The organism is Teredinibacter purpureus, from assembly GCF_014217335.1.
GTDB classification, from domain to species: Bacteria; Pseudomonadota; Gammaproteobacteria; order Pseudomonadales; family Cellvibrionaceae; genus Teredinibacter; species Teredinibacter purpureus.
Map to the genome: position 1 here is coordinate 3,718,527 of NZ_CP060092.1, position 23,071 is coordinate 3,741,597.

The 23,071-nt window shown below is 41.2% G+C and carries 29 protein-coding genes; 4 read left to right on the plus strand and 25 right to left on the minus strand.

Going from position 1 to position 23,071, the window contains the following annotated elements; translation table 11 throughout:
• Nucleotides 1–509: 509 nt before the first annotated feature.
• Both H5647_RS16385 and H5647_RS16390 read right to left on the minus strand, forming a co-directional pair.
• Nucleotides 510–767, minus strand: a complete 258-nt coding sequence (locus H5647_RS16385; protein ID WP_045860075.1) for a hypothetical protein — start codon at nt 765–767, stop codon at nt 510–512.
• A gap of 3 nt (nt 768–770) precedes the next feature.
• Nucleotides 771–1,010 (minus strand): hypothetical protein, encoded by a 240-nt coding sequence (locus H5647_RS16390; RefSeq protein WP_045860103.1) that lies wholly within the window; start codon nt 1,008–1,010, stop codon nt 771–773.
• A 1,258-nt stretch (nt 1,011–2,268) separates the two neighbouring features.
• On the opposite strand from H5647_RS16390, the gene H5647_RS16395 reads away from it, so the two are divergent.
• Nucleotides 2,269–3,216, plus strand: coding sequence for an IS30 family transposase (locus H5647_RS16395; RefSeq protein ID WP_045856342.1), 948 nt, complete (start codon nt 2,269–2,271; stop codon nt 3,214–3,216).
• A 954-nt stretch (nt 3,217–4,170) separates the two neighbouring features.
• Here the strand turns inward: H5647_RS16395 and H5647_RS16400 are convergent.
• The 7 genes from H5647_RS16400 to H5647_RS16430 all read right to left on the minus strand — a co-directional run bounded on the left by H5647_RS16400 (nt 4,171) and on the right by H5647_RS16430 (nt 10,316).
• Entirely contained in the window at nt 4,171–4,656 is a 486-nt protein-coding gene (locus H5647_RS16400) for a hypothetical protein (RefSeq protein WP_045860085.1), read from the minus strand.
• Nucleotides 4,657–5,213: 557 nt separating this feature from the next.
• Nucleotides 5,214–5,477: a hypothetical protein gene (locus H5647_RS16405; RefSeq protein ID WP_162926287.1), complete on the minus strand. Its 264-nt coding sequence runs from the start codon at nt 5,475–5,477 to the stop codon at nt 5,214–5,216.
• 1,056 nt (nt 5,478–6,533) lie between these two features.
• Complete coding sequence (locus H5647_RS16410) at nt 6,534–7,232, minus strand: hypothetical protein (protein WP_045860089.1); 699 nt, start codon at nt 7,230–7,232, stop codon at nt 6,534–6,536.
• A 119-nt stretch (nt 7,233–7,351) separates the two neighbouring features.
• The gene (locus H5647_RS16415; RefSeq protein ID WP_045860091.1) at nt 7,352–7,816 is read right to left on the minus strand and encodes a hypothetical protein; all 465 of its coding nucleotides are present in this window, start codon (nt 7,814–7,816) and stop codon (nt 7,352–7,354) included.
• Nucleotides 7,817–7,902: 86 nt separating this feature from the next.
• Nucleotides 7,903–8,529 (minus strand): hypothetical protein, encoded by a 627-nt coding sequence (locus H5647_RS16420; RefSeq protein WP_045860093.1) that lies wholly within the window; start codon nt 8,527–8,529, stop codon nt 7,903–7,905.
• Nucleotides 8,530–8,649: 120 nt separating this feature from the next.
• Nucleotides 8,650–9,060, minus strand: a complete 411-nt coding sequence (locus H5647_RS16425) for a hypothetical protein (RefSeq protein WP_045860095.1) — start codon at nt 9,058–9,060, stop codon at nt 8,650–8,652.
• Between the two features lie 773 nt (nt 9,061–9,833).
• Entirely contained in the window at nt 9,834–10,316 is a 483-nt protein-coding gene (locus H5647_RS16430; protein ID WP_045859122.1) for a hypothetical protein, read from the minus strand.
• Nucleotides 10,317–10,481: 165 nt separating this feature from the next.
• Here H5647_RS16430 and H5647_RS16435 point away from each other — a divergent pair, with 165 nt between their 5' ends.
• On the plus strand, nt 10,482–10,727 hold the full coding sequence (locus H5647_RS16435; protein WP_045860099.1) for a type II toxin-antitoxin system CcdA family antitoxin: 246 nt from the start codon (nt 10,482–10,484) through the stop codon (nt 10,725–10,727).
• Nucleotides 10,727–11,044, plus strand: coding sequence for a CcdB family protein (locus tag H5647_RS16440; protein ID WP_045860101.1), 318 nt, complete (start codon nt 10,727–10,729; stop codon nt 11,042–11,044). Before H5647_RS16435 ends, H5647_RS16440 begins: the two co-directional genes overlap by 1 nt.
• Before the next feature lie 469 nt (nt 11,045–11,513).
• Here H5647_RS16440 and H5647_RS16445 read toward each other — a convergent pair whose 3' ends face one another.
• The 9 genes from H5647_RS16445 to H5647_RS16485 form a co-directional block, all read right to left on the minus strand.
• The gene (locus H5647_RS16445; protein WP_045860075.1) at nt 11,514–11,771 is read right to left on the minus strand and encodes a hypothetical protein; all 258 of its coding nucleotides are present in this window, start codon (nt 11,769–11,771) and stop codon (nt 11,514–11,516) included.
• A 3-nt stretch (nt 11,772–11,774) separates the two neighbouring features.
• On the minus strand, nt 11,775–12,014 hold the full coding sequence (locus H5647_RS16450) for a hypothetical protein (RefSeq protein ID WP_045860103.1): 240 nt from the start codon (nt 12,012–12,014) through the stop codon (nt 11,775–11,777).
• 57 nt (nt 12,015–12,071) lie between these two features.
• On the minus strand, nt 12,072–12,521 hold the full coding sequence (locus H5647_RS16455) for a hypothetical protein (RefSeq protein ID WP_200911593.1): 450 nt from the start codon (nt 12,519–12,521) through the stop codon (nt 12,072–12,074).
• A gap of 106 nt (nt 12,522–12,627) precedes the next feature.
• Complete coding sequence (locus H5647_RS16460; protein WP_045856721.1) at nt 12,628–13,089, minus strand: DUF3592 domain-containing protein; 462 nt, start codon at nt 13,087–13,089, stop codon at nt 12,628–12,630.
• Between the two features lie 481 nt (nt 13,090–13,570).
• The gene (locus tag H5647_RS16465) at nt 13,571–14,287 is read right to left on the minus strand and encodes a hypothetical protein (RefSeq protein WP_045858735.1); all 717 of its coding nucleotides are present in this window, start codon (nt 14,285–14,287) and stop codon (nt 13,571–13,573) included.
• 140 nt (nt 14,288–14,427) lie between these two features.
• On the minus strand, nt 14,428–14,892 hold the full coding sequence (locus tag H5647_RS16470; RefSeq protein WP_045860107.1) for a hypothetical protein: 465 nt from the start codon (nt 14,890–14,892) through the stop codon (nt 14,428–14,430).
• Nucleotides 14,893–15,030: 138 nt separating this feature from the next.
• Nucleotides 15,031–15,408, minus strand: coding sequence for a hypothetical protein (locus tag H5647_RS16475; RefSeq protein WP_045856805.1), 378 nt, complete (start codon nt 15,406–15,408; stop codon nt 15,031–15,033).
• 116 nt (nt 15,409–15,524) lie between these two features.
• Nucleotides 15,525–16,103, minus strand: a complete 579-nt coding sequence (locus tag H5647_RS16480; RefSeq protein ID WP_052692121.1) for a cell cycle checkpoint control RAD9 family protein — start codon at nt 16,101–16,103, stop codon at nt 15,525–15,527.
• A gap of 863 nt (nt 16,104–16,966) precedes the next feature.
• Complete coding sequence (locus H5647_RS16485) at nt 16,967–17,524, minus strand: restriction endonuclease (protein WP_052692038.1); 558 nt, start codon at nt 17,522–17,524, stop codon at nt 16,967–16,969.
• 209 nt (nt 17,525–17,733) lie between these two features.
• On the opposite strand from H5647_RS16485, the gene H5647_RS16490 reads away from it, so the two are divergent.
• A complete protein-coding gene (locus tag H5647_RS16490) occupies nt 17,734–18,681 on the plus strand; it encodes an IS30 family transposase (protein ID WP_045856342.1) in 948 nt (315 codons plus the stop codon).
• 37 nt (nt 18,682–18,718) lie between these two features.
• Here H5647_RS16490 and H5647_RS16495 read toward each other — a convergent pair whose 3' ends face one another.
• The 7 genes from H5647_RS16495 to H5647_RS16525 form a co-directional block, all read right to left on the minus strand.
• Nucleotides 18,719–18,991, minus strand: a complete 273-nt coding sequence (locus tag H5647_RS16495; RefSeq protein ID WP_045860113.1) for a hypothetical protein — start codon at nt 18,989–18,991, stop codon at nt 18,719–18,721.
• Between the two features lie 97 nt (nt 18,992–19,088).
• On the minus strand, nt 19,089–19,532 hold the full coding sequence (locus H5647_RS16500; RefSeq protein ID WP_045858663.1) for a hypothetical protein: 444 nt from the start codon (nt 19,530–19,532) through the stop codon (nt 19,089–19,091).
• Between the two features lie 468 nt (nt 19,533–20,000).
• A complete protein-coding gene (locus H5647_RS16505; protein WP_200911594.1) occupies nt 20,001–20,447 on the minus strand; it encodes a DUF6980 family protein in 447 nt (148 codons plus the stop codon).
• A gap of 93 nt (nt 20,448–20,540) precedes the next feature.
• A complete protein-coding gene (locus tag H5647_RS16510) occupies nt 20,541–20,960 on the minus strand; it encodes a hypothetical protein (RefSeq protein ID WP_045857987.1) in 420 nt (139 codons plus the stop codon).
• 621 nt (nt 20,961–21,581) lie between these two features.
• A complete protein-coding gene (locus H5647_RS16515) occupies nt 21,582–22,016 on the minus strand; it encodes a hypothetical protein (RefSeq protein WP_162926422.1) in 435 nt (144 codons plus the stop codon).
• A 149-nt stretch (nt 22,017–22,165) separates the two neighbouring features.
• Nucleotides 22,166–22,417: a hypothetical protein gene (locus tag H5647_RS16520; protein ID WP_045856326.1), complete on the minus strand. Its 252-nt coding sequence runs from the start codon at nt 22,415–22,417 to the stop codon at nt 22,166–22,168.
• A gap of 126 nt (nt 22,418–22,543) precedes the next feature.
• The gene (locus H5647_RS16525; RefSeq protein ID WP_045857980.1) at nt 22,544–22,846 is read right to left on the minus strand and encodes a hypothetical protein; all 303 of its coding nucleotides are present in this window, start codon (nt 22,844–22,846) and stop codon (nt 22,544–22,546) included.
• Nucleotides 22,847–23,071 lie beyond the last annotated feature (225 nt).

The following is a 23,071-nucleotide window of genomic DNA, read 5'->3' on the forward strand; positions in this document are numbered from 1 at the left end:
AGCGTAGCAATATGCGTCCGAGTGCAGCGTTTTGTTATGGGCTGGGTGGCACTTATTCTCTACAGCGCTCGTTGTGGAGCAAACGCGGAACTTTAGCCTATTAAAAACCCAACCCGTATAAACTACTATTCTTACAATTCGCACTTTCTTGATGGAGCCTTGAAGATGCGAACCACCCATTTTCTATTTCGCAGTGGAATCCCAAACGGTGAGCCAAAGAACGAACAGTTTTAGACTCACCTTGTTCCAATACTTTTTATTGTAACCACTTCACTACATTCTTGTGCCGAGTGAAACTATTTATTCTTTCTCCACGATTGCACTTACTAAACTGCGAACTCTCAATTTAATAAAAATTCTGGAACGACAACTAAATCATTTAAACCCGCCATAACGCCGCTGTAACCTGCCCAAATTATGGAGCAGTTTTGTGCGAGAATGTGCGCAGCGCATTGCACAAAATCGCGTAGTAATTTGGGTCAGGTTGACAGCTTTGTTAAGTGCTAATGCTAAGCCGTTTGTATAAACCACAGAAAGCCTAACCCCAAGGAAGCTATACTAATAAAAATTGATTTTAATATAATTTCACGATGAAATACCGCCTGATAAAAAAGAGTAATAACGTTAACTAGAAGCATATAAGGTAGCGCCAACCCTAAATAATATGGAACTGGAAATAATTGCAAGTACACCGAAATAAAAGCAAAAACCACAAGCACTGCGGTTAACAAGGGTATTGCCCAATATGAAGAGAAGAGTTTAGTCATCTATCATTCCCAACCACGACGTTGATATGACTCTTTGTCTTGATCGGGATAATCAGATTTGTATTCGCCCCACTTCATATATTTGTAGTATTTAGTCATTGCGTCAAAATGAGAGTCAGCCTCACAAACCCAAACAAGTGTTGCATCTTCATCCAATAATTTTCTTGCTCCATCCCCATGAACACCTGCCAGACAAAACGTCTGTGATCCCTCATCTTCTTCAACCCAGAGTTCATGCTTCATAATTTGGTGACACTTAACGCCGAGCTCACCGGCGCATATTGCGGAGAGCGTTTTTATGTAAAATGGAGCACCGCGACATACATAAAAACGAGCGTAGCAATATGCGTCCGTGTGCAGCGATTTGTTACTTGTACCAAACACCTACTCACTTTTAACTACGCTGCTACGCCAATTGCTGTATTTGTTTAAAAAGCCTGAAGCTTTGGTTAGACCCAACTATAACCGTGGGATAGCCAAAACAGAAGGCATAAAATTGACCCAAAACAACAAGTGATTATGGCAACCAACAGAAAGGAACAAACGGGAGGAATAAGCCGCAAACTCCCTTTGCTAGGTAAAGTTTGGTTGCGATTTTTTGCAACGAAGCTTTACCGGATTACCAAATCTACCTTTTACGAAGCACGTTGTAAGCGACCAAAGGTGGCTTACCTAAACTTGATGGAGGGTAACGAATTTAGGAACACCCTACTGAAACTTAACTACACACCAAACTTTTTTTTAATAGACAAGTAACGCCGCAATAATTTGCCGCCGAAGCGGAGTAGTTTTTTGTGTAGAATAGCGAAGCTATACACAAAAAAGTGCGGAGCTTTGGCGGTCAAATTGATTGCCTTGTTAACTCGGGCACCCTATTAATGGGACACATTTTCAGCTATCGAATTTTTGACATTAAGTCTGGCGTCGCAGCCAAAAATGAATTCACCGTCTCTCTCTGTAACCCAATGATTGCCAACTCCCCTAGGGTCCGATGCAAATTTCGCCTTCTTTCTCTTTATGAGGCGCTTAACTTCTACCAACCCGACCTTTGGCCCCAATTTCATTTGTTCGAGAAGCATGCTCTCATATTTATTGCAATTTTCCCACGAATCCATAACTACAGAATTCCAAGCAGTCACAACTATTTTCATAGCTGCTTCTAGCTCCTCTTTAGAGTGATCGCGAGGCAAGCTCAATATAAGCGATTTCCCAAACTCTAAAATAGTATGCGATATTTTCGTTGTTGGTATCATAGCTTCAAATGTTCTGGTTCAAGATAGAGTTAACGCCGAGCTCACCGGCGCATATTGCGGAGAGCGTTTTTATGTAAAATGGAGCACCGCGACATACATAAAAACGAGCGTAGCAATATGCGTCCGAGTGCAGCGTTTTGTTATGGGCGCCGAATTCGCAAAGTAAGTGCAACGCGCCTGCATCTTCCTTTATATAGGGTGAACTGGGATACTCATGGTTTTTCTCGACCGGCAAGAAGAGGGACCTCATGATGTACCACCAGCTCACCACTGATGAAAGATATACTATAGCGGCCTATTTAAAGCAACGTAAATCTCAAGCCTATATTGCACGGGCCTTAGGCCGCGATCCTTGCACGATCTCCAGAGAGTTAAAACGAAATCGTCGCCCAGACGGTAAATACTGCGCAGCGCGAGCAGTAAAACGTACCTCTCGAATACGGAGGGAGTCTCGTCGTAAATGGCAATTCAATGATACCGAGCTTCAGATGGTCATCGCCTTAATACGCCTCGATTGGAGCCCAGAACAAGTTTCCTTGTGGCTTAAGAAGTGCAATATATTATCGATCAGCCATTCGACCATTTATCGCTATATTTGGTACAACATGTTTTATTCAGGGGATCTCTATAAGCACTTACGTCAATCAAGCAAGAAACGCCGAAAAAGATATAGAAGCCCTGACTCTAGAGGCGTTTTAGCCAATAAGGCCCATATCTCTGAGCGACCTCTAGGGGCAGAAAATAAGAGCCGAATCGGTCATTTCGAAATTGATACCGTTCATGGTTCACGCGATCAACATTCAATTGTCACGTTAGTTGATCGAAAAAGTAAATACACGATCATTGGCAAAATTAGGAACCGTACGACTGACGAGTTAAATCGAAAAGTTATTCAGCTAATCAAAAAACAGGTTAATCAGGTAAAAACAATTACCGCTGATAACGGTACCGAGTTTCATCAATACAAAAAAATTGAAGACGTCACTAACTCAACATTTTACTTTGCCAACCCCTACCACTCATGGGAAAGAGGGTTAAACGAAAATACCAACGGTCTCATACGACAATATTTACCTAAAGGAGAATCAATGAAGAGCATAACTCAAAAGGATTGCGATAAAATTGCAATGAAACTTAACCGACGACCTAGAAAATGTTTAAATATGGAAACACCGGAGGCAGTCTATGTTCGTTAATCACTTTCATTGCACTTCAGTTGATAACCTGGGGGCTGGGTGGCACTTATTCTCTACAGCGCTCGTTGTGGAGCAAACGCGGAACTTTAGCCTATTAAAAACCCAACCCGTATAAACTACTATTCTTACAATTCGCACTTTCTTGATGGAGCCTTGAAGATGCGAACCACCCATTTTCTATTTCGCAGTGGAATCCCAAACGGTGAGCCAAAGAACGAACAGTTTTAGACTCACCTTGTTCCAATACTTTTTATTGTAACCACTTCACTACATTCTTGTGCCGAGTGAAACTATTTATTCTTTCTCCACGATTGCACTTACTAAACTGCGAACTCTCAATTTAATAAAAATTCTGGAACGACAACTAAATCATTTAAACCCGCCATAACGCCGAGCTCACCGGCGCATATTGCGGAGAGCGTTTTTATGTAAAATGGAGCACCGCGACATACATAAAAACGAGCGTAGCAATATGCGTCCGAGTGCAGCGATTTGTTATGAGCTGGGTGGCACTTACTTTCTACAGCGCTCTTTGTGGAGCGAACGCGGAACTTTAGCCTATTAAAAACCCAACCAGTATAAACTACTATTCTAACAATTCGCATTTTCTTGATGGAGCCTTGAAGATGCGAACCACCCATTTTTTATTTCGCAGTGGAATCCCAAACGGTGAGCCAAAGAACGAACAGTTTTAGACTCACCTTGCTCCAATACTTTCTATTGTAACCACTTCACTACATTCTTGTGCCGAGTGAAACTATTTGTTCTTTCTCGACGTTTGCACTTACTAAACTGCGAGTTCTCAAATTGGACAGTATTCTGGAACGATTTACAAATTATTTAAACCCGCCATAACGCCCGGCTAAGCCGCCGAAACGGAGTTGGTTGTTTTGTGCGAGCGTAGCGAAAAAGCACAAAACGAGCAACGCAGTGGAGGTCGGTTTGAGCCGTTTGTTAAATGTTGATAGTACTAAGAACCGTCTCATCACGACTGACCTTCTTGGCTTTAAATGCATTTGAAAACTTTGATTCGCTTCGGTATTTACCTTTTTGTTTTGATATGTCTTTTCTAGTTAGAACGATTTCAGACAGCCCTTTTAGATAAGCGCAATAGTAAGAGTATTTGCTGCTATCAAAATTATTGATTCGCTTTTGTACTTTAGCTAGCTCTCTGAAAGCTAGAATCGTTGCGCGCTCAGAAATACCCACTGCGATCTCTTCCGGTAATGAATATATGGCTAAATCTTCTTCTGGCATTATATCAATGAGAAGCCTACCGTTTTCAAATTCACCATCTACGTTCTCCATTCTTATTGCAAGCCGATTACCGTCAAACTGCTCTAATCCATATTCTTTAAGAAGGCGAACAGCATCACCAAATCGAATCGGGAAATATCGCCCTTTTTTGGGCTGAGATTTAAGATCCTTTCTCCAGCTCATAGCTCGCTCTTAAATTTAACGCCTTTGTCAGTTGCGTTTTGGTTGTAGTGTATTTTTGTGCAAAAATGGCCGAAGGCCATGCACAAAAAGAAGCGAAGACCAAAACGTCAACTGGACAAACTTGTTAGGGTTTTGATTTACTTGCACAGTAGTTTTGACCTAGTAATATAAAAATAATGCACCCAGCAAATTAAAGGTATAAATAATAGCAACGGAATACCTGATTTAAACCCTATAACGCTACCCCATATTATGGCAGACGGAACAAGTAAGTAGAGATAAACCATCATTCCATATTTAATTGGAATATAACATTTACTACCACAACTTGGGCACTTAGCAGGGCTGAACCTAGTTGCCCAATATTTTTGCCAACTACTTATACAGTTTTCATTACAACTTGGGCATTTATACATATTGCTATAGCACCCTAACGCCGCCAGCAACTGCCGGAGTGAATTGGCTGCTTTTTTGCGTCTTTTTGCAAAAAAGAAGACAGTTTACGGAGGTCAGATTGACTGGCCTTGTTAGAATTTTTCCCTTATTTATACATCACACTAAAACAGTCCACCATTGTGGTGAGTAGTATTTGCAATTTTTCTGCGAGCCACTTCTTTCTCCTTCTCCTTTTTTCGGTAATCATCTAACTGCCTTTCTTGTGCGGCATTCGCCTCCTCAAGCTCAACCAATTTTTCGTCTTTTTCACTTTGAGAGAAATGATATTCTTCTTTATAGGCTTCGCCACAATATATGCATTTGTTGTACATATTTCTGGGAGTTTTCCTAGAGCATTTTTCACAAGTAACCTTCTGCTTGCTCATATTAGACTTTTCCGTTTTCTAACGCCGCCATATGCGGCAAATTTGGAGTTGTTTTTTTTGTGCTAGCGTAGCGTTAAAGCACAAAAAAAACAACGGAAAATTTGTCCAGCCAGCTTGCTGGCGCAGCATGATGGCCTTGTTAAATGGCGATACACCAAACAACACCAACACTGCGTTGCGGAACGCAAATGGAGCCTTGCTACCAAAGTGGCGAACAACGCTACATGAACACCCGTAAACGCTAAACCTGAAAACTCTAAGAAGAACGACCGGTAAACTTTACATCACTACCCCGCTCTGCTTTTTTCTTCATTAAAACTACCCGCTCGAAAATAACACTTTTTACGAGTTACTAAAATATGCTTGCAACCAGTAAAACTTAAAATACTAAAACAGACTTTTAGAGTGGTTTGCACGGTTTAATGCTGGTAGAGCTAAACGAACTGTTTCGTTATGAAACTAGCATAATATTTAAAACCACTACACAGCTAAAAATGTAAGTTTAAAACTGAAATCTTCACGCCGTATAAATAGTATGTTGCCGAGCTATTTAACGCCGAGCTCACCGGCGCATATTGCGGAGAGCGTTTTTATGTAAAATGGAGCACCGCGACATACATAAAAACGAGCGTAGCAATATGCGTCCGTGTGCAGCGATTTGTTACTTGTACCAAACACCTACTCACTTTTAACTACGCTGCCACGCCAATTGCTGTATTTGTTTAAAAAGCCTGAAGCTTTGGTTAGACCCAACTATAACCGTGGGATAGCCAAAACAGAAGGCATAAAATTGACCCAAAACAACAAGTGATTATGGCAACCAACAGAAAGGAACAAACGGGAGGAATAAGCCGCAAACTCCCTTTGCTAGGTAAAGTTTGGTTGCGCTTTTTTGCAACGAAGATTTACCGGATTACCAAATCTACCTTTTTCGAAGCACGTTGTAAGCGACCAAAGGTGGCTTACCTAAACTTGATGGAGGGTAACGAATTTAGGAACACCCTACTGAAACTTAACTACACACCAAACTTTTTTTAATAAACAAGTAACGTCGTATTAAGGGGCGCCGCTTGCGGCGTCCCTCTTGAATACTTTGTTATATGCCACTCTCCAATAGTACACAAAAATTGTACAACAGATCGTAAATAGAAAAAAAGACCAACTAAGTATCATTGATTCCCTAATGGCAGAATTAGACCACTCTATTAAATCATATGCCCGTGTGGTTTCTCGCCTCGTCTCACTATCGTATTTCGTAGGAACGTATTTAACCCTTCGGTCATTGTCATCTAAGACATCTACGATAATCCCCTCATCAATATAGATCGTCGATGCCATTTGCATGGTCACACCTTCAATTTTTTCTTTGGCTGCCCTACCAGAGCTAAGATATTTTTCATAAGTTTCGAGAAAATCAGGATGCGATTTTAAAATAGATGGACGCTCTAACTTAGCATCCAATACAACGAAGTTTAAATACGTAAAGCTTAGGCAATACATAAACCCTGCAAAAACGCACATCGAAAAGATAGTAACCGATTTTTTCGACGACGATTCTCTCACTGGGCCAAATAGCTTTATCGTGATCAGCAAAAACCCGAGGTATAGTGATGCGGTTCGCGCAAAACCTAACAGCCCTAAGTGCAACGACTCTGCTTCTGATAGAAACATAATATTTACAGAGTCCAAGTAATATCCATGCACAAAGTCAAAAACGAGATACAGGATAAATAGCGTAGAGATAATCTTGTTCATAAAAGCATATAACGTCTTGCTCACCTGCACATACTGCGGAGAGCGTTTTTGTGTAAAATGGAGCGTAGCGACAGACACAAAAACGAGCGTAGCAGTATGTGTCAGCGTGCAGCAACTTGTTAGCTTTTTTTCTCATACTTTCTAACTGTTTCTTGCCGCTCTTCTAGCCGTTTTAAACAGTATTCTTTATCGGTTTCAGACTCAGGAAGTTTACAAAGGAGCGATTCTGTTTCAGATTCGACAGGATTTAAACTACGATAACTTGCTATGTTTTCAATTGATTTTTCCAAGTGATCGAGGTGACTGGACAAAAACACCTTCGAGAACAAATGATCTCCTGAGCTACGATACCAATTATATGAGTCTATAGCCTCGCTTATGGACATTTCATACTCCCAGTAAATATATTTTAACTCCTTCTCACTACCACCCTTCAAGTCTTTCGCTCGAAGCACATCAATGTTAGATGACAGTACTTTCTCTAGGTGGGAATAGTTTTCTACGCCGGCATGAAATCCGTAATAAACACCGCCACTAAATGCAACCAAAATAAAACTTAATGATATGTAGATATTTTTCTTCATATTTACTCGAATTTTCGCGTAGAAGCTAACGCTGCCATAATTTGCCGACTGAAGCGCAGCGTAAGGCGGTCAAATTGATGGCCTTGTTATAAGCCTGCAACTTTAATTCCTGGTACAGAATCTGCGATGTGCTTTGCATCATGCTCATTTATCATCATGGTAGTTCTGAAAAACTCGCAGCCTTCAATCGTACAATTTTTAAGAACGATAATACCTGTTATAAGGGTGTTCTCTGGAAGAGGGATAATATCGCCCCCGTCAATAAAACCAGTATTTATCATACGACAACCCATTATCGCAATTGCTGCGGGGCCAACAAACTTACATCTGGTAAAGTGCTTATTTTCGTGAACCTGTATACCGGGTACCCTCAGTTCTTCAATAGGGATAATTTGGTCTTTAAAGCTTTCTTGAAGAGGGTTGACTCTGTTTTTGGGTTGGCTAACTGAGTGGGTGTATTCAGCCATTGCAGATTGATTTTGTGCAGCTTTTACTAGATAAAATATTAGAGAAACACTGATAGCGCCAATTAGACCAATAGCGACCCAAACCAATATCCCCAGCTCTTTAAATAGTGGTGACTCAGAAGCAAAGAAACCAGTCAAAGTGCCACTACCACCAATTATAGCGATAGTGACTAACCGCCATGCCCAGTCTGCAGCAGACATCCCCGTCGCGAAAATATTAATTGATTCAAATATTTTATTTTTCATTTTATCCCTCTAGGGCTTATAACGCCAAGTGCAGCGGCAGTTTGTGGAGTGGCTTTTTGTGTAGCGTAGCGATTTACACAAAACAAGCCACGTAGCAAACTGTCCGTCTGGCACGACTTGTTAAATTTTTTCATGCACGGAGAACACAACAGGTTCTTTACCATGCTGCTCTAGAAATAGCCCTCGACTTAAATAAGTACAGCCATGTAATTTCTTTAGCCCGCGCCCAATTTGACCAAACTTAATCTTACTCCCTACCTGACCAGATAAATACTCCATCGCTTCTGCGTGACCCGACAAAGACATTGGCCGCTTATACCCAGACCAGTACTCTTGATCATATATCCCTTTAACGAGGATAGAATTGCAATTTTTTCCAATACCTTCGCCCGTGAAATTCAGAGTGAGATGAAATTCACTGCCTTCTTCGAATGGCTCTACGTATTCTAAAAGTAATCCATCGTAATATTCCCCACCTGAATAAGAGTTGGAGCATACAAAAAATAAAAGAATAGTGATTATCTGCTTCATAAATTTAACGCCTTTAGCATGTGCGCCCGCCTTTTGGGCGTCGCATGGCTAAACTTGTTAAGGGCAGCACTGTATTAGCTAATTGTGCTGGACTTAGCCCGGCACAAACAAATGCGAAGCACTGCCCTTGATTATTAGTTGACGACAAAACGGAACACAGGGAACGGATGGATTGAGATGGATACAACACGCTAAACCCTCCATTGGTGCCACGTTGACGCGGTCTTTATTACAAGCCACTTTACCGGTTAAACACACGGACTGAAAGAGGCGGACGATCACTGCTAACTCGTTGGTGGAAAACCCTAAAACCACGAACAGCCTTTAACGCCTTTAGCATGTGCGCCCGCCTTTTGGGCGTCGCATGGCTAAACTTGTTAAGGGCAGCACTGTATTAGCTAATTGTGCTGGACTTAGCCCGGCACAAACAAATGCGAAGCACTGCCCTTGATTATTAGTTGACGACAAAACGGAACACAGGGAACGGATGGATTGAGATGGATACAACACGCTAAACCCTCCATTGGAGCCACGTTGACGCGGTCTTTATTACAAGCCACTTTACCGGTTAAACACACGGACTGAAAGAGGCGGACGATCACTGCTAACTCGTTGGTGGAAAACCCTAAAACCACGAACAGCCTTTAACGCCAAAATCACCTGAAAAATTAAGCAGTGAAAAGGCATTGATAATAGTTTTTGTTCCAGTTTACCGCCTGACTACAACCAAGGCGATGCTTAATTTTGTCAGGTGCATTTTCTTGTTAGCAATCTCATGGTACAGGACTATGCCTGATCCCGAATGACAATCGTTCGTCCGGCTGACTAAATCGACTATCTATTGAGTGTACCGTTAACCTTACAGTAACTTTTTTTGGAAAGAGTTTCCAAGAGATAGATTTCAGCTGGTTAAACGACAAGGAATTATAGCACTTTTCATCGCCCAAAAAACCGGCTCTAAGTTTTAGGTTTTGGCTTTCAATTATTTTCTCCTTCCGGAGAACCTCTATAAGCACTTCCCAATTCAATTTATCTACCTTGGTGCCATCTCTATTTGCTAGAAAAAGATCCTTGGGGAGAATACAATCAGAATCATAAATAACGATTTCTGGCCTTACAAACCTTTTAGGCGTAAAGGTGTAACTCCGAACCTCTCCCTGCTTGTAGAAGAAATATTCGTCTTCAATCCACGGCTCATGATTTGAATAGGCCTCACTGGTCATAAGCATTAATATGATTGCAATATATTTGTTCATTTGGCTTGCTAACGCTGGTGTAACCTGCGCCCGAAGTGGAGCTGGTTTTGTGCAAAAATGGCCATAGGCCATGCAACAAAACCAGCGTAGCTTTGGGCGTCAGGTTGACACCCTTGTTAAATGCTTTACTATGCGCATAGATATACGCATAAACGAGGTGTTTATATGGAACCCCTGTACGATACCGAAGCCCCCAAAAAGCCTACAAACCTCACTGTAAATAGTGACTTGCTGGCAAAAACGCGCGCCTTAAACATAAACCTTTCAGCCACATTAGAACAAGCCTTAAAGCATCAGTTGGCTCAAGCCGAAGCCGCTAAATGGGCAAAAAAGAACAAAGCAGCCATTAAAGTATACAACTCCTTCGTAGAGGAGAATGGCTGTTTTGCTGACGAATACAGGGCTTTTTAATGGCTCAATTTGATGTATACCGTAACCCCAGCAAGCAGAGCAAGAAGCACTACCCGTACCTGCTTGATATTCAAAGCCCCTACATTTCGGAAATTGCAACTCGGATAGTTATCCCCTTGGGCTATGCTGTTTCATTTAAAAATGAGGCAATGACAAACCTTACACCAGAAATTTCCTTTGAAGACGAACAGCTTCTTCTATTAACACCACAAATCTCTTCCGTTCCAGCAAATATCTTAAGCGACCCCGTTGGCTCTCTTTCACATTTTAGAGAACAAATTATCAATGCCTTGGACTTCGCAATTACGGGCATTTAACGCCTAAATAATTTGCCGCAGTAAATTGGCGGTTTTTTTGCCCCGCAAAAAAGACGACAGTTTACGTAGGTCAAATTGATTTACTTGTTACAACAGCTGCATGATTACCTGCTACGAAGCACTATGCGAAGCCGTTGGTTAATTATCAAAGGGCAAGAATACCGAATTTGAAGATTCCTTGCACTCACTTATTGGCAGCTTACATTGAACGGGTTTGGCTGCCGATACTGCTTATTATTTAGTGGCACCGGAACGAACTGAAGGGATAGAAACCCAGCACATTCCTTGATGCTATTTCTCTGCTAGTGGCAGAGTTTTTAAAACCATTACAAATTAAATTGAAACAGCCTGTAACGCCGCTGTAACCTGCCCAAATTATGGAGCAGTTTTGTGCGAGAATGTGCGCAGCGCATTGCACAAAATCGCGTAGTAATTTGGGTCAGGTTGACAGCTTTGTTAAGTGCTAATGCTAAGCCGTTTGTATAAACCACAGAAAGCCTAACCCCAAGGAAGCTATACTAATAAAAATTGATTTTAATATAATTTCACGATGAAATACCGCCTGATAAAAAAGAGTAATAACGTTAACTAGAAGCATATAAGGTAGCGCCAACCCTAAATAATATGGAACTGGAAATAATTGCAAGTACACCGAAATAAAAGCAAAAACCACAAGCACTGCGGTTAACAAGGGTATTGCCCAATATGAAGAGAAGAGTTTAGTCATCTATCATTCCCAACCACGACGTTGATATGACTCTTTGTCTTGATCGGGATAATCAGATTTGTATTCGCCCCACTTCATATATTTGTAGTATTTAGTCATTGCGTCAAAATGAGAGTCAGCCTCACAAACCCAAACAAGTGTTGCATCTTCATCCAATAATTTTCTTGCTCCATCCCCATGAACACCTGCCAGACAAAACGTCTGTGATCCCTCATCTTCTTCAACCCAGAGTTCATGCTTCATAATTTGGTGACACTTAACGCCGGTGTAATTTGCCGAGTGAAGCGAAGCGTAACGAGGTCAAATTGACACCCTTGTTACGTTTTTTAACCTACTCTCCACAAACCAAAAGAATAAAATTGCTAATAAATAGGGAAGAGAGATTTCTCCAATACCCATTTGGAAACTATGCTGAAATCCGTATTCATCTAGGATATTCATCGTGTGCCAAAAGCCTAGAAGTACTACCACAACAGCCCAAAACATAGCCGAAAAATTAATTCCATATTTTTGAGACTTTCTTAATAACTTTGTGATTATAATTGGTGTTAACAAAATAACAAATGAAACCCAAAATGCGATTAGAGCCTGAACAAATAGTTGCAGCCCAGTAGAGCACCCTATCGGGCTATCATTTGGTTCCAAAGTGTCAAAGCATGCCTCATCACCGCCAAATAGAGTATGAACCAAATACCATACAGAACTAGCAATCAATACCATTCCAGCATATAGAATTAAATTCCGTAGCACTGAGCCTCCCTAGAAACGTAACGCCTTTGTCATTTGCGTTTTGGTTGTAGTGGAGTTTTGGGGTAAAGTGGCGAAGCCACCCCAAAACGGAGCGTAGACCAAAACGTCAAATGGACAAACTTGTTAAGGCTTTGTATACAATAATATTCCAAAAATTAAAAAACAATATGTTGGCTATATGGAAGCTTCGAATGCCAACTAAAATGCTAGATATTTTTGGTGAATTTCCATTTACGTAAACTTTCACCGCTGGATATTCAGATATAGCTTCACTATAAGCCTTAGATACAAGCGACCGAATATTCCACGACGAAAACCCGAAGGCAATTCGTTTTCCGTTATATCTGCGACCTCGATATTCATAAGCATATTCGACTTTAGCTTTATACATAGAATCACCGTCACTATCTCTACTCTCGTCCATTTCATGAGAGGTGATTTTTCCAGTAACAGGAACCCAACCACATGAGATTTTTGCCATTATGGTTGCGTAAGCTGAATATAAAGCACCGCCGATTCCAATGACGACGAATAATGCTTTAATTAGAAATTCGAATTCTTCGGGCATGTGGGCCTTAACGCCGAGCTCACCGGCGCATATTGCGGAGAGCGTTTTTATGTAAAATGGAGCACCGCGACATACATAAAAACGAGCGTAGCAATATGCGTCCGAGTGCAGCGTTTTGTTATGGGCTGGGTGGCACTTATTCTCTACAGCGCTCGTTGTGGAGCAAACGCGGAACTTTAGCCTATTAAAAACCCAACCCGTATAAACTACTATTCTTACAATTCGCACTTTCTTGATGGAGCCTTGAAGATGCGAACCACCCATTTTCTATTTCGCAGTGGAATCCCAAACGGTGAGCCAAAGAACGAACAGTTTTAGACTCACCTTGTTCCAATACTTTTTATTGTAACCACTTCACTACATTCTTGTGCCGAGTGAAACTATTTATTCTTTCTCCACGATTGCACTTACTAAACTGCGAACTCTCAATTTAATAAAAATTCTGGAACGACAACTAAATCATTTAAACCCGCCATAACGCTCAAAGCAGAGGCGAGCCGTCAGGCGAGTCCTGCTGGCTTTGTTTGTTAAGCTTTTCTAGGTGTAACGAAAACACCCTGTATCCAAATATAGTAATTAGACATCCCAACATATATTCAATAACGCCAATAACAACTGCGAAGATAGATCCAATAGCGCCTGTTGATTCTACTACCTTTTCTAATAGCCATACTGGTATCGATGTGGCTACCGCAATCAAGAGCACCCCTACTAAAAGCAGCCATTGATAATCTCTAGTTTGATGCCAGCTAGATTCAAACGCTTCCACTGGGCTTTGCTCATAAAGCAAACAGTAGAACTCAGAAAACATTATACGTGAAAATACGATTAATCCAGGAATTATAAGAAGAAAAAACCCTCCGCACATAGCTAGAGCACCCAAGATATAAAGCCCAAACAAAGGTGCCCAATATTTAGCGCCAAGACGGTAGCAAACACCTCTCGGTAGAGCTTCTCCAGTTAATACCGAGGAGATATAAAATATCATCGCAGCTTGGATAATTGGATAAAGAAATATAACAACGCCAAGCACAACCCAAGAAACTACCCCATCAGACGGAAGGTATTCTGATAACGCTGTACTAATTATTGATACCGGAACTATTATGGGAAATAAAACTTTCCATAAGCCCCATATATTGGCCCGAAAGAATCTCCATGTATCATTTAGTAAATTCGGTAGTTCGTTCATACTCATTAGAGCTTAACGCTGCCATCAGCGGCAGACTAGTTGTTGATTGTTTTGTGTAAAAATGGCGTAGCCATGCACAAAACGAGCAACGACTAGGCTGTCCAAGCCACGCAGTGGCTGTGCTGCATGGCCTTGTTAGATGATTCTTAACCACCGATTATAAGGCGAGAGTACTCTCCGTCATTTAAAGAGACAACTTTCTCAGTGTGCTCGGGAGACCAAACTAGATATAGCTGCCCGTAATATCTTTCCCAACGGAAAGGAATTCCAGCCTTTTCAAAACTTTCTGCGATTGGGTGCAAATGCTTTTCAGGTGAAATACTAATTGACCTTCCTCGTGGAGGAATATTACCAACCACGGATTCCTTAATAGCTTGAACTTGAGAATCAACAGCCTTAGACCAGAAAACAAACTCCTTTCCACCATCCATTAACTTGGTTGAAAATTCGATATTGCTATTCTCGAGTTCCGTCTTAAATTCATTACGGAGATTTTCGTCTGCGATATGTGTATTTGGGGAGGACTTAAAAATATATCCATCACCGTCGATATCACACGACACCAGAAATAGCGCCATGAAGGTAGCCGTAATGATTCGATATATATTCATTGGACGTGTTCTCATCTAACGCCGCAATAATTTGCCGCCGAAGCGGAGTAGTTTTTTGTGTAGAATAGCGAAGCTATACACAAAAAAGTGCGGAGCTTTGGCGGTCAAATTGATTGCCTTGTTAACTCGGGCACCCTATTAATGGGACACATTTTCAGCTATCGAATTTTCGACATTAAGTCTGGCGTCGCAGCCAAAAATGAATTCACCGTCTCTCTCTGTAACCCAATGATTGCCAACTCCCCTAGGGTCCGATGCAAATTTCGCCTTCTTTCTCTTTATGAGGCGCTTAACTTCTACCAACCCGACCTTTGGCCCCAATTTCATTTGTTCGAGAAGCATGCTCTCATATTTATTGCAATTTTCCCACGAATCCATAACTACAGAATTCCAAGCAGTCACAACTATTTTCATAGCTGCTTCTAGCTCCTCTTTAGAGTGATCGCGAGGCAAGCTCAATATAAGCGATTTCCCAAACTCTAAAATAGTATGCGATATTTTCGTTGTTGGTATCATAGCTTCAAATGTTCTGGTTCAAGATAGAGTTAACGCCTCAATAATGGGCCGGAAAACCGCGCAGCGGTTTGGAGGTCCAGCCCCGCAGGGGCGACATTGATTGACTTGTTACGTTTTTATACTGCATTGCGAAAAACATACCCCGACTCAGAAAACGAAACCAATTTTCTATGGATTTCGTATATTTCATCTACGATTGGCTGTAGCTCAAAGCGATGTCCCAGAACTTCAAATACTCCAATTCTATTGTAGAAAGCACGAAATACATGCAGTGGGACACCTTGAGTGTCTTGCTCCTCGCCCACATAGTTTGGCAAGATAGTACCTACAACTGGCTTGCTAACAAAAACATCTAGGTTTTCATCAAAGTGCTCAATTAGATTTCTTAAGTCACGATTCTTTATCGCGCTTTCTTCAGATATGCCAAATACACGACGAAGATACTGAGAACGTTGTTTGTGGATTTTTTCTTTCTTTTTAACAGCCCAAAAGTAGCGAGACAAAGCGGCAGCCTGAGTTACGATATTTTGGACCCAATCTAATATTTCTTCATGTTGTAAATCTGACAAATCCTCGTTTGGATTGAAAATTATTGCCAATTTCTCAGTAGAATCAATCGCAGAGGAAGTAATAGATAACATGCTTTCTATATAAAATGCTTGGCAAGGAGGCCATGTTTCTACGTTTTGTTCCAATTCTATTACTCCATACTTTGCCAAGACACGTAACGCCGCTATGTGGGGCATTTATTGTGGAGTGGAGTTTTGGGGTAAAGTGGCGTAGCCACCCCAAAACGGAGCGTAGCAATAAATGTCCCTACGATAGCTTTGTTATGCGACTTTCTATATATACAAAACACCCCGTTCACCACACACAACAAAGCCATAAATTTAGTAAAAATAGCTTTGATTTAGACTTAAAACCCAAAGCCACTACCAACAACCATTGAGATTAACCTAGCTTTACATCTGAGCCAAGTACCCGTCGAAAATAGAGTTACAACTACGAATACAAGAAAAACCAAAAAACTATAAACGTGAAGACTAGAATACTGGTAGCGTTTTGACGCTGTTGTGCTGATTGCTAAAGTAAACGGAGGATGCACGTAAACTCTTCGAAACCAGATGAGACTTTTACAGTAAACAACACCAATGAATTCCAAGCCCTACTCTACCAGCCGTTAAGACGCATAACGCCTTTAGCATGTGCGCCCGCCTTTTGGGCGTCGCATGGCTAAACTTGTTAAGGGCAGCACTGTATTAGCTAATTGTGCTGGACTTAGCCCGGCACAAACAAATGCGAAGCACTGCCCTTGATTATTAGTTGACGACAAAACGGAACACAGGGAACGGATGGATTGAGATGGATACAACACGCTAAACCCTCCATTGGTGCCACGTTGACGCGGTCTTTATTACAAGCCACTTTACCGGTTAAACACACGGACTGAAAGAGGCGGACGATCACTGCTAACTCGTTGGTGGAAAACCCTAAAACCACGAACAGCCTTTAACGCCCAAAGCAGCCGCGCGCTTTTTGCGTCGGCTGACTTTGTTTGTTAGGGCTGACCTTGAATAAACATACTGAAGCTATCAGTAAATAAATTGAGACGAGTAACCGTGGCCTTGTTCTCACCTGCTTGCTCCACCAGCCAAGCGGTAGTTTCATCACTAGCTCCAATAGGGTTATGTAAGTCTTCTACTGTTAACATCCGGGTCTCATACCTCGCACCTTCCGAAGAAATTAAAACCAAAGCTATTTTGTGTGCTTTTGCGTACTCTAACGCGCCGGATTGAAACCCAGTGGTTGAGCACAATATAGCCTTTTGCGCCCCTAGGGACTGTAATTTCCCATGTAATTCTTGTACATATGATCTTTCAATTTTTCGTCCGTGTTTCTTACATTCTACAAGAACTTTAAACTCCGCATCTTCAAATGCATTGAATGTAGCAAGCACATCTATTTGGTAAGTACCATCGTGCGCCGAAATTTTTTGATCATGCAGGACTTCGATATTTTTGAGGTCTTTTCCACAAAAATTCACCCAGTTACAAACCGCAATTTCGAATTCTTTCGAGCTCATATTCGAATCAATATGTTTAAAAGGCGATATCATTTTGATTTCCTAGCGAGCCCTAACGCCGCCAGCACGCGTGCCAATGAGTGATGGCCTGTTTTTTAGGCCATTGCTTATTGGCATCGCCGTGGCTGGCCTTGTTATAGCTGCCGAATTCGCAAAGTAAGTGCAACGCGCCTGCATCTTCCTTTATATAGGGTGAACTGGGATACTCATGGTTTTTCTCGACCGGCAAGAAGAGGGACCTCATGATGTACCACCAGCTCACCACTGATGAAAGATATACTATAGCGGCCTATTTAAAGCAACGTAAATCTCAAGCCTATATTGCACGGGCCTTAGGCCGCGATCCTTGCACGATCTCCAGAGAGTTAAAACGAAATCGTCGCCCAGACGGTAAATACTGCGCAGCGCGAGCAGTAAAACGTACCTCTCGAATACGGAGGGAGTCTCGTCGTAAATGGCAATTCAATGATACCGAGCTTCAGATGGTCATCGCCTTAATACGCCTCGATTGGAGCCCAGAACAAGTTTCCTTGTGGCTTAAGAAGTGCAATATATTATCGATCAGCCATTCGACCATTTATCGCTATATTTGGTACAACATGTTTTATTCAGGGGATCTCTATAAGCACTTACGTCAATCAAGCAAGAAACGCCGAAAAAGATATAGAAGCCCTGACTCTAGAGGCGTTTTAGCCAATAAGGCCCATATCTCTGAGCGACCTCTAGGGGCAGAAAATAAGAGCCGAATCGGTCATTTCGAAATTGATACCGTTCATGGTTCACGCGATCAACATTCAATTGTCACGTTAGTTGATCGAAAAAGTAAATACACGATCATTGGCAAAATTAGGAACCGTACGACTGACGAGTTAAATCGAAAAGTTATTCAGCTAATCAAAAAACAGGTTAATCAGGTAAAAACAATTACCGCTGATAACGGTACCGAGTTTCATCAATACAAAAAAATTGAAGACGTCACTAACTCAACATTTTACTTTGCCAACCCCTACCACTCATGGGAAAGAGGGTTAAACGAAAATACCAACGGTCTCATACGACAATATTTACCTAAAGGAGAATCAATGAAGAGCATAACTCAAAAGGATTGCGATAAAATTGCAATGAAACTTAACCGACGACCTAGAAAATGTTTAAATATGGAAACACCGGAGGCAGTCTATGTTCGTTAATCACTTTCATTGCACTTCAGTTGATAACCTGGGGCTTTTACATTGTAGCAACAGCATAAATATTAGCTCCTATTACTATTGCGGATATAATCGAGCTTGCCAACGCTAACCTTGGTGTTTTTGTAAAAAGAAACCCAGACAGCCAAATTGAACTTGAAAACATTATTATTGGCACTGCAAAGAAAACATTCTGTGCCAACGTGGCAGGTTGGTCAGCAGCACGCATACCAAATACGAGAGCCTGAAAAAGTAATGGCCAAGAAATTAGTGCAACTACAATATTTAACGATGCCAGTAATTTATATTTCATATTGTGTAGCTATAACGCCGCCATAAATTGCGGCTTTGTAGTTGATTGTTTTGTGGCAGCGTAGCGTTAAGCCACAAAAAAAGCGACGGAAAAGCCGTCAATTTGATGGCCTTGTTACAAGCTGCCGTACTATGAGCCAAAAGACTAAGCCTGAAACTGCACCACAAAAGCCAAAACCCAGCAGAAACTTTAATTGGTACAAAAGGCCTGCTGTAGTGTAGCTGCCATTTTCAATGATTATTGTTTGCCCCACAACACTACGAGTCGTGCCGCCCGGAAAACTAAATAGTAGCCAAGGAGCGGCTGAAATTAATGCACCGCCTAAAGTTAAAGAACGAAAGTTAATACAACCTTTAGCTTTAAGAAGTAAATATATAGGTATACCAACAATTGCGGAAATAACCCAACTTACAATAACTGCCCAAGCAGATATCCCACCAAAAATTTCACCAATACCGCCATATAGCACAACCCATATTAGTGCACCTATAGGCGGGGCTATTAAAAACCCACTGATTGGATACAACGATGCTCGATTCATTTTGCCTTGTAACGCCTTTATAACGGGCGCGCTGTAAGCGCGTCCAGCCGAAGGCGTTCGTTGATAAACTTGTTAAATGTTGGGCTAGATGCAATCACTAAACACATAGCATGCCGTCCAAATTAATGAAAACCAACTGAAAGCAAAAGCTATGGCAAAATATACTATTACAAGCTCCCAGCTACTTTTATACTGCTTATATAAGAATGCCCCAAGTGACGATGACAAAAATAGAACTGCATAGCTTATTGGAGCAGAGCTAATCCCCAAAAATTCACCAAGAGAGAAGATTAGGAAAACTGGCAATAAGGGTACTACAAATGCTCCTGCAATATATTGACGCCTACTCAATGCTAATTCCTTGTGTACATTTAACGCCTGCATTTGCGGTTTGGGTGAAGTGGCGGCTGTTTTGCGTTTTTTTGCAAAACAGGTGGCAGTTTACCCAAATCCGGCAAGATGCACTTGTTATGAGTGTTTATACCAAGCGTCGGATTTATATTGCTCTGGAATATCTTGATCAAACGGGTCGTCATAACCTAGTTTCTCTAATTCACTAAACCAAAGCTCGCTCTTATTAGGTAATTTAGTACCACACCAAGGGCAATTTCTAATTGGTGTTCGAGCAGGCCTAGGATCGTTAATTGCGTACTCATCAAATTTAGGGCTATATAAAATTATTACGTCATCACACTCGATTGAATCTGAGTGCTTATCACATTTGAAAGTAGCATATTTTGCCATATGTACACATGGGTATCTCTCAAGATCAACACCATCAATCTTGAGTTGAACTGCTGTCATAACATCACTGCACGATTCACAATCTCTTACGTGATCAAAGCATGAAGATAGAATTTCTCCTTCCATGTTTTGATAACCTTTATAATTTTTGACGAAATCTTCGCAATTCATTTCATGCTTCCATACTCATAACGCCCCAAGCAGAGGCTTATTTTGCGTTTTGGAGCGAAGCGACAGCAAAATAAGTCCTGCTGGCTTGGCTTGTTAGTTTTCTTTGTAGAGAACTTTACATTCATCAATTCCATATCCTTCAGATTCAAGGTTAAAACTATGCATGAAGATATATACTCCCGGCTCACCAAATATTTTTATATTCTTTCTAACTGGCGTCCATTTGACGGGGGCTGCAACGGCATTATTAACACTGATCTCAAAGCTACTAATATTCTTAAATTTTTCTGCATGGTAAAGAGATGGAAAATCCTCATCAGGAGCAGGATAAACTATAAACATCCAATTATCGTCAGGAGTTTTTACCCCAAAATATCCCCCATGAGGAACAGAAATCGAGAAATTTAAAACATCTCCGTTTGATACCTCTTTTGGACTACAACTAAACTCAACTTCTCCAAAAGCTAAGGGACATACTAAGTATAAAGTAATAAGTAGATTAATTTTTGCCATAACCTTCCTGAAAAACTAACGCCGAGCTCACCGGCGCATATTGCGGAGAGCGTTTTTATGTAAAATGGAGCACCGCGACATACATAAAAACGAGCGTAGCAATATGCGTCCGTGTGCAGCGATTTGTTACTTGTACCAAACACCTACTCACTTTTAACTACGCTGCTACGCCAATTGCTGTATTTTTTTAAAAAGCCTGAAGCTTTGGTTAGACCCAACTATAACCGTGGGATAGCCAAAACAGAAGGCATAAAATTGACCCAAAACAACAAGTGATTATGGCAACCAACAGAAAGGAACAAACGGGAGGAATAAGCCGAAAACTCCCTTTGCTAGGTAAAGCTTGGTTGCGCTTTTTTGCAACGAAGCTTTACCGGATTACCAAATCTACCTTTTACGAAGCACGTTGTAAGCGACCAAAGGTGGCTTACCTAAACTTGATGGAGGGTAACGAATTTAGGAACACCCTACTGAAACTTAACTACACACCAAACTTTTTTTAATAGACAAGTAACGTCTTGCTCACCTGCACATACTGCGGAGAGCGTTTTTGTGTAAAATGGAGCGTAGCGACAGACACAAAAACGAGCGTAGCAGTATGTGTCAGCGTGCAGCAACTTGTTAGCTTTTTTTCTCATACTTTCTAACTGTTTCTTGCCGCTCTTCTAGCCGTTTTAAACAGTATTCTTTATCGGTTTCAGACTCAGGAAGTTTACAAAGGAGCGATTCTGTTTCAGATTCGACAGGATTTAAACTACGATAACTTGCTATGTTTTCAATTGATTTTTCCAAGTGATCGAGGTGACTGGACAAAAACACCTTCGAGAACAAATGATCTCCTGAGCTACGATACCAATTATATGAGTCTATAGCCTCGCTTATGGACATTTCATACTCCCAGTAAATATATTTTAACTCCTTCTCACTACCACCCTTCAAGTCTTTCGCTCGAAGCACATCAATGTTAGATGACAGTACTTTCTCTAGGTGGGAATAGTTTTCTACGCCGGCATGAAATCCGTAATAAACACCGCCACTAAATGCAACTAAAACCAAAATAAAACTTAATGATATGTAGATATTTTTCTTCATATTTACTCGAATTTTCGCGTAGAAGCTAACGTTGCAATTTGCGGCTGAAGTGTAGGCGCGAAGCGCCGAAACGGAGGTCCAGTGAGCGAAGCGAACGAGGCAAGATTGCCTTGTTAAGTTTTTGCATCACTCCCTTCACCTGAGCCGCTTGATTCTGATTTATTTCCTGAAAAATACGTGGCGGATATCGCAAGAACCAAGGCGAGGAACAATTGCCCATAAAAACCACTAAGAATCTCTTTTTCCGAAGGCCAATACAAAGCCTTAAGATTTAGAATGACGAACAACACTCCGCAATTTATGAAAAAATATTTAGTTAATCCATCTATCCTAAGGCTTGCAATTACTGCATGTATTTTCTTCATTTTCTCTTCCAACTGATGGAACTTAACGCCGCCAGCAACTGCCGGAGTAAATTGGCTGGTTTTTTGCGTCTTTTTGCAAAAAAGAAGACAGTTTACGGAGGTCAGATTGACTGGCCTTGTTCTGTGTTACTTGGCACATATGTATGCCTTAGGATATAGAATGACTCTGTTTTGATCATGTGCAGATGTACGATAAAAACCGTTCATTTCAGAGTTATACTCTTGGCCTTCCTGTAAGTATACCCTCTCTATATTTAGTACATTTGCACCAGACAAATAGGCTTCGTGACGCCAGCCATTTAGAAGACCAAGAACAATTGCTTCACCTTCATGGGAAGACAATGAAACATTCGTTTTAGAGCCAATCATATCACCAAGAAATTTACACTCATCTACAGATTTTGAATCATATAATAGCTCTATACTCATGTACCCAATACTTTCCGCCTTGCACTCAAGTGAATTTAAACAAAGGAAAAAACATACTGCTATATATTTCAAACCAAAATCCTTGTTACACAGAACGCCTAAATAATTTGCCTCAGTAAATTGGCGGTTTTTTTGCCCCGCAAAAAAGACGACAGTTTACGTAGGTCAAATTGATTTACTTGTTACAATAGCTGCATGATTACCTGCTACGAAGCACTATGCGAA

What these genes read in the sequence shown, in the direction of transcription:
- H5647_RS16410 (WP_045860089.1), bottom strand. Translation starts at nt 7,232, where the DNA reads ATGAACAAGATTATCTCTACGCTATTTATCCTGTATCTCGTTTTTGAC.
- H5647_RS16415 (WP_045860091.1), bottom strand. Translation starts at nt 7,816, where the DNA reads ATGAAGAAAAATATCTACATATCATTAAGTTTTATTTTGGTTGCATTT.
- H5647_RS16470 (WP_045860107.1), bottom strand. Translation starts at nt 14,892, where the DNA reads ATGAATATATATCGAATCATTACGGCTACCTTCATGGCGCTATTTCTG.
- H5647_RS16505 (WP_200911594.1), bottom strand. Translation starts at nt 20,447, where the DNA reads ATGAATTGCGAAGATTTCGTCAAAAATTATAAAGGTTATCAAAACATG.
- H5647_RS16420 (WP_045860093.1), bottom strand. Translation starts at nt 8,529, where the DNA reads ATGAAAAATAAAATATTTGAATCAATTAATATTTTCGCGACGGGGATG.
- H5647_RS16465 (WP_045858735.1), bottom strand. Translation starts at nt 14,287, where the DNA reads ATGAGTATGAACGAACTACCGAATTTACTAAATGATACATGGAGATTC.
- H5647_RS16435 (WP_045860099.1), top strand. Translation starts at nt 10,482, where the DNA reads ATGGAACCCCTGTACGATACCGAAGCCCCCAAAAAGCCTACAAACCTC.
- H5647_RS16500 (WP_045858663.1), bottom strand. Translation starts at nt 19,532, where the DNA reads ATGAATCGAGCATCGTTGTATCCAATCAGTGGGTTTTTAATAGCCCCG.
- H5647_RS16475 (WP_045856805.1), bottom strand. Translation starts at nt 15,408, where the DNA reads ATGATACCAACAACGAAAATATCGCATACTATTTTAGAGTTTGGGAAA.
- H5647_RS16445 (WP_045860075.1), bottom strand. Translation starts at nt 11,771, where the DNA reads ATGACTAAACTCTTCTCTTCATATTGGGCAATACCCTTGTTAACCGCA.
- H5647_RS16525 (WP_045857980.1), bottom strand. Translation starts at nt 22,846, where the DNA reads ATGAGTATAGAGCTATTATATGATTCAAAATCTGTAGATGAGTGTAAA.
- H5647_RS16385 (WP_045860075.1), bottom strand. Translation starts at nt 767, where the DNA reads ATGACTAAACTCTTCTCTTCATATTGGGCAATACCCTTGTTAACCGCA.
- H5647_RS16495 (WP_045860113.1), bottom strand. Translation starts at nt 18,991, where the DNA reads ATGAAATATAAATTACTGGCATCGTTAAATATTGTAGTTGCACTAATT.
- H5647_RS16520 (WP_045856326.1), bottom strand. Translation starts at nt 22,417, where the DNA reads ATGAAGAAAATACATGCAGTAATTGCAAGCCTTAGGATAGATGGATTA.
- H5647_RS16490 (WP_045856342.1), top strand. Translation starts at nt 17,734, where the DNA reads ATGATGTACCACCAGCTCACCACTGATGAAAGATATACTATAGCGGCC.
- H5647_RS16460 (WP_045856721.1), bottom strand. Translation starts at nt 13,089, where the DNA reads ATGCCCGAAGAATTCGAATTTCTAATTAAAGCATTATTCGTCGTCATT.
- H5647_RS16400 (WP_045860085.1), bottom strand. Translation starts at nt 4,656, where the DNA reads ATGAGCTGGAGAAAGGATCTTAAATCTCAGCCCAAAAAAGGGCGATAT.
- H5647_RS16440 (WP_045860101.1), top strand. Translation starts at nt 10,727, where the DNA reads ATGGCTCAATTTGATGTATACCGTAACCCCAGCAAGCAGAGCAAGAAG.
- H5647_RS16425 (WP_045860095.1), bottom strand. Translation starts at nt 9,060, where the DNA reads ATGAAGCAGATAATCACTATTCTTTTATTTTTTGTATGCTCCAACTCT.
- H5647_RS16450 (WP_045860103.1), bottom strand. Translation starts at nt 12,014, where the DNA reads ATGAAGCATGAACTCTGGGTTGAAGAAGATGAGGGATCACAGACGTTT.
- H5647_RS16390 (WP_045860103.1), bottom strand. Translation starts at nt 1,010, where the DNA reads ATGAAGCATGAACTCTGGGTTGAAGAAGATGAGGGATCACAGACGTTT.
- H5647_RS16395 (WP_045856342.1), top strand. Translation starts at nt 2,269, where the DNA reads ATGATGTACCACCAGCTCACCACTGATGAAAGATATACTATAGCGGCC.
- H5647_RS16510 (WP_045857987.1), bottom strand. Translation starts at nt 20,960, where the DNA reads ATGGCAAAAATTAATCTACTTATTACTTTATACTTAGTATGTCCCTTA.
- H5647_RS16430 (WP_045859122.1), bottom strand. Translation starts at nt 10,316, where the DNA reads ATGAACAAATATATTGCAATCATATTAATGCTTATGACCAGTGAGGCC.
- H5647_RS16405 (WP_162926287.1), bottom strand. Translation starts at nt 5,477, where the DNA reads ATGAGCAAGCAGAAGGTTACTTGTGAAAAATGCTCTAGGAAAACTCCC.
- H5647_RS16485 (WP_052692038.1), bottom strand. Translation starts at nt 17,524, where the DNA reads ATGATATCGCCTTTTAAACATATTGATTCGAATATGAGCTCGAAAGAA.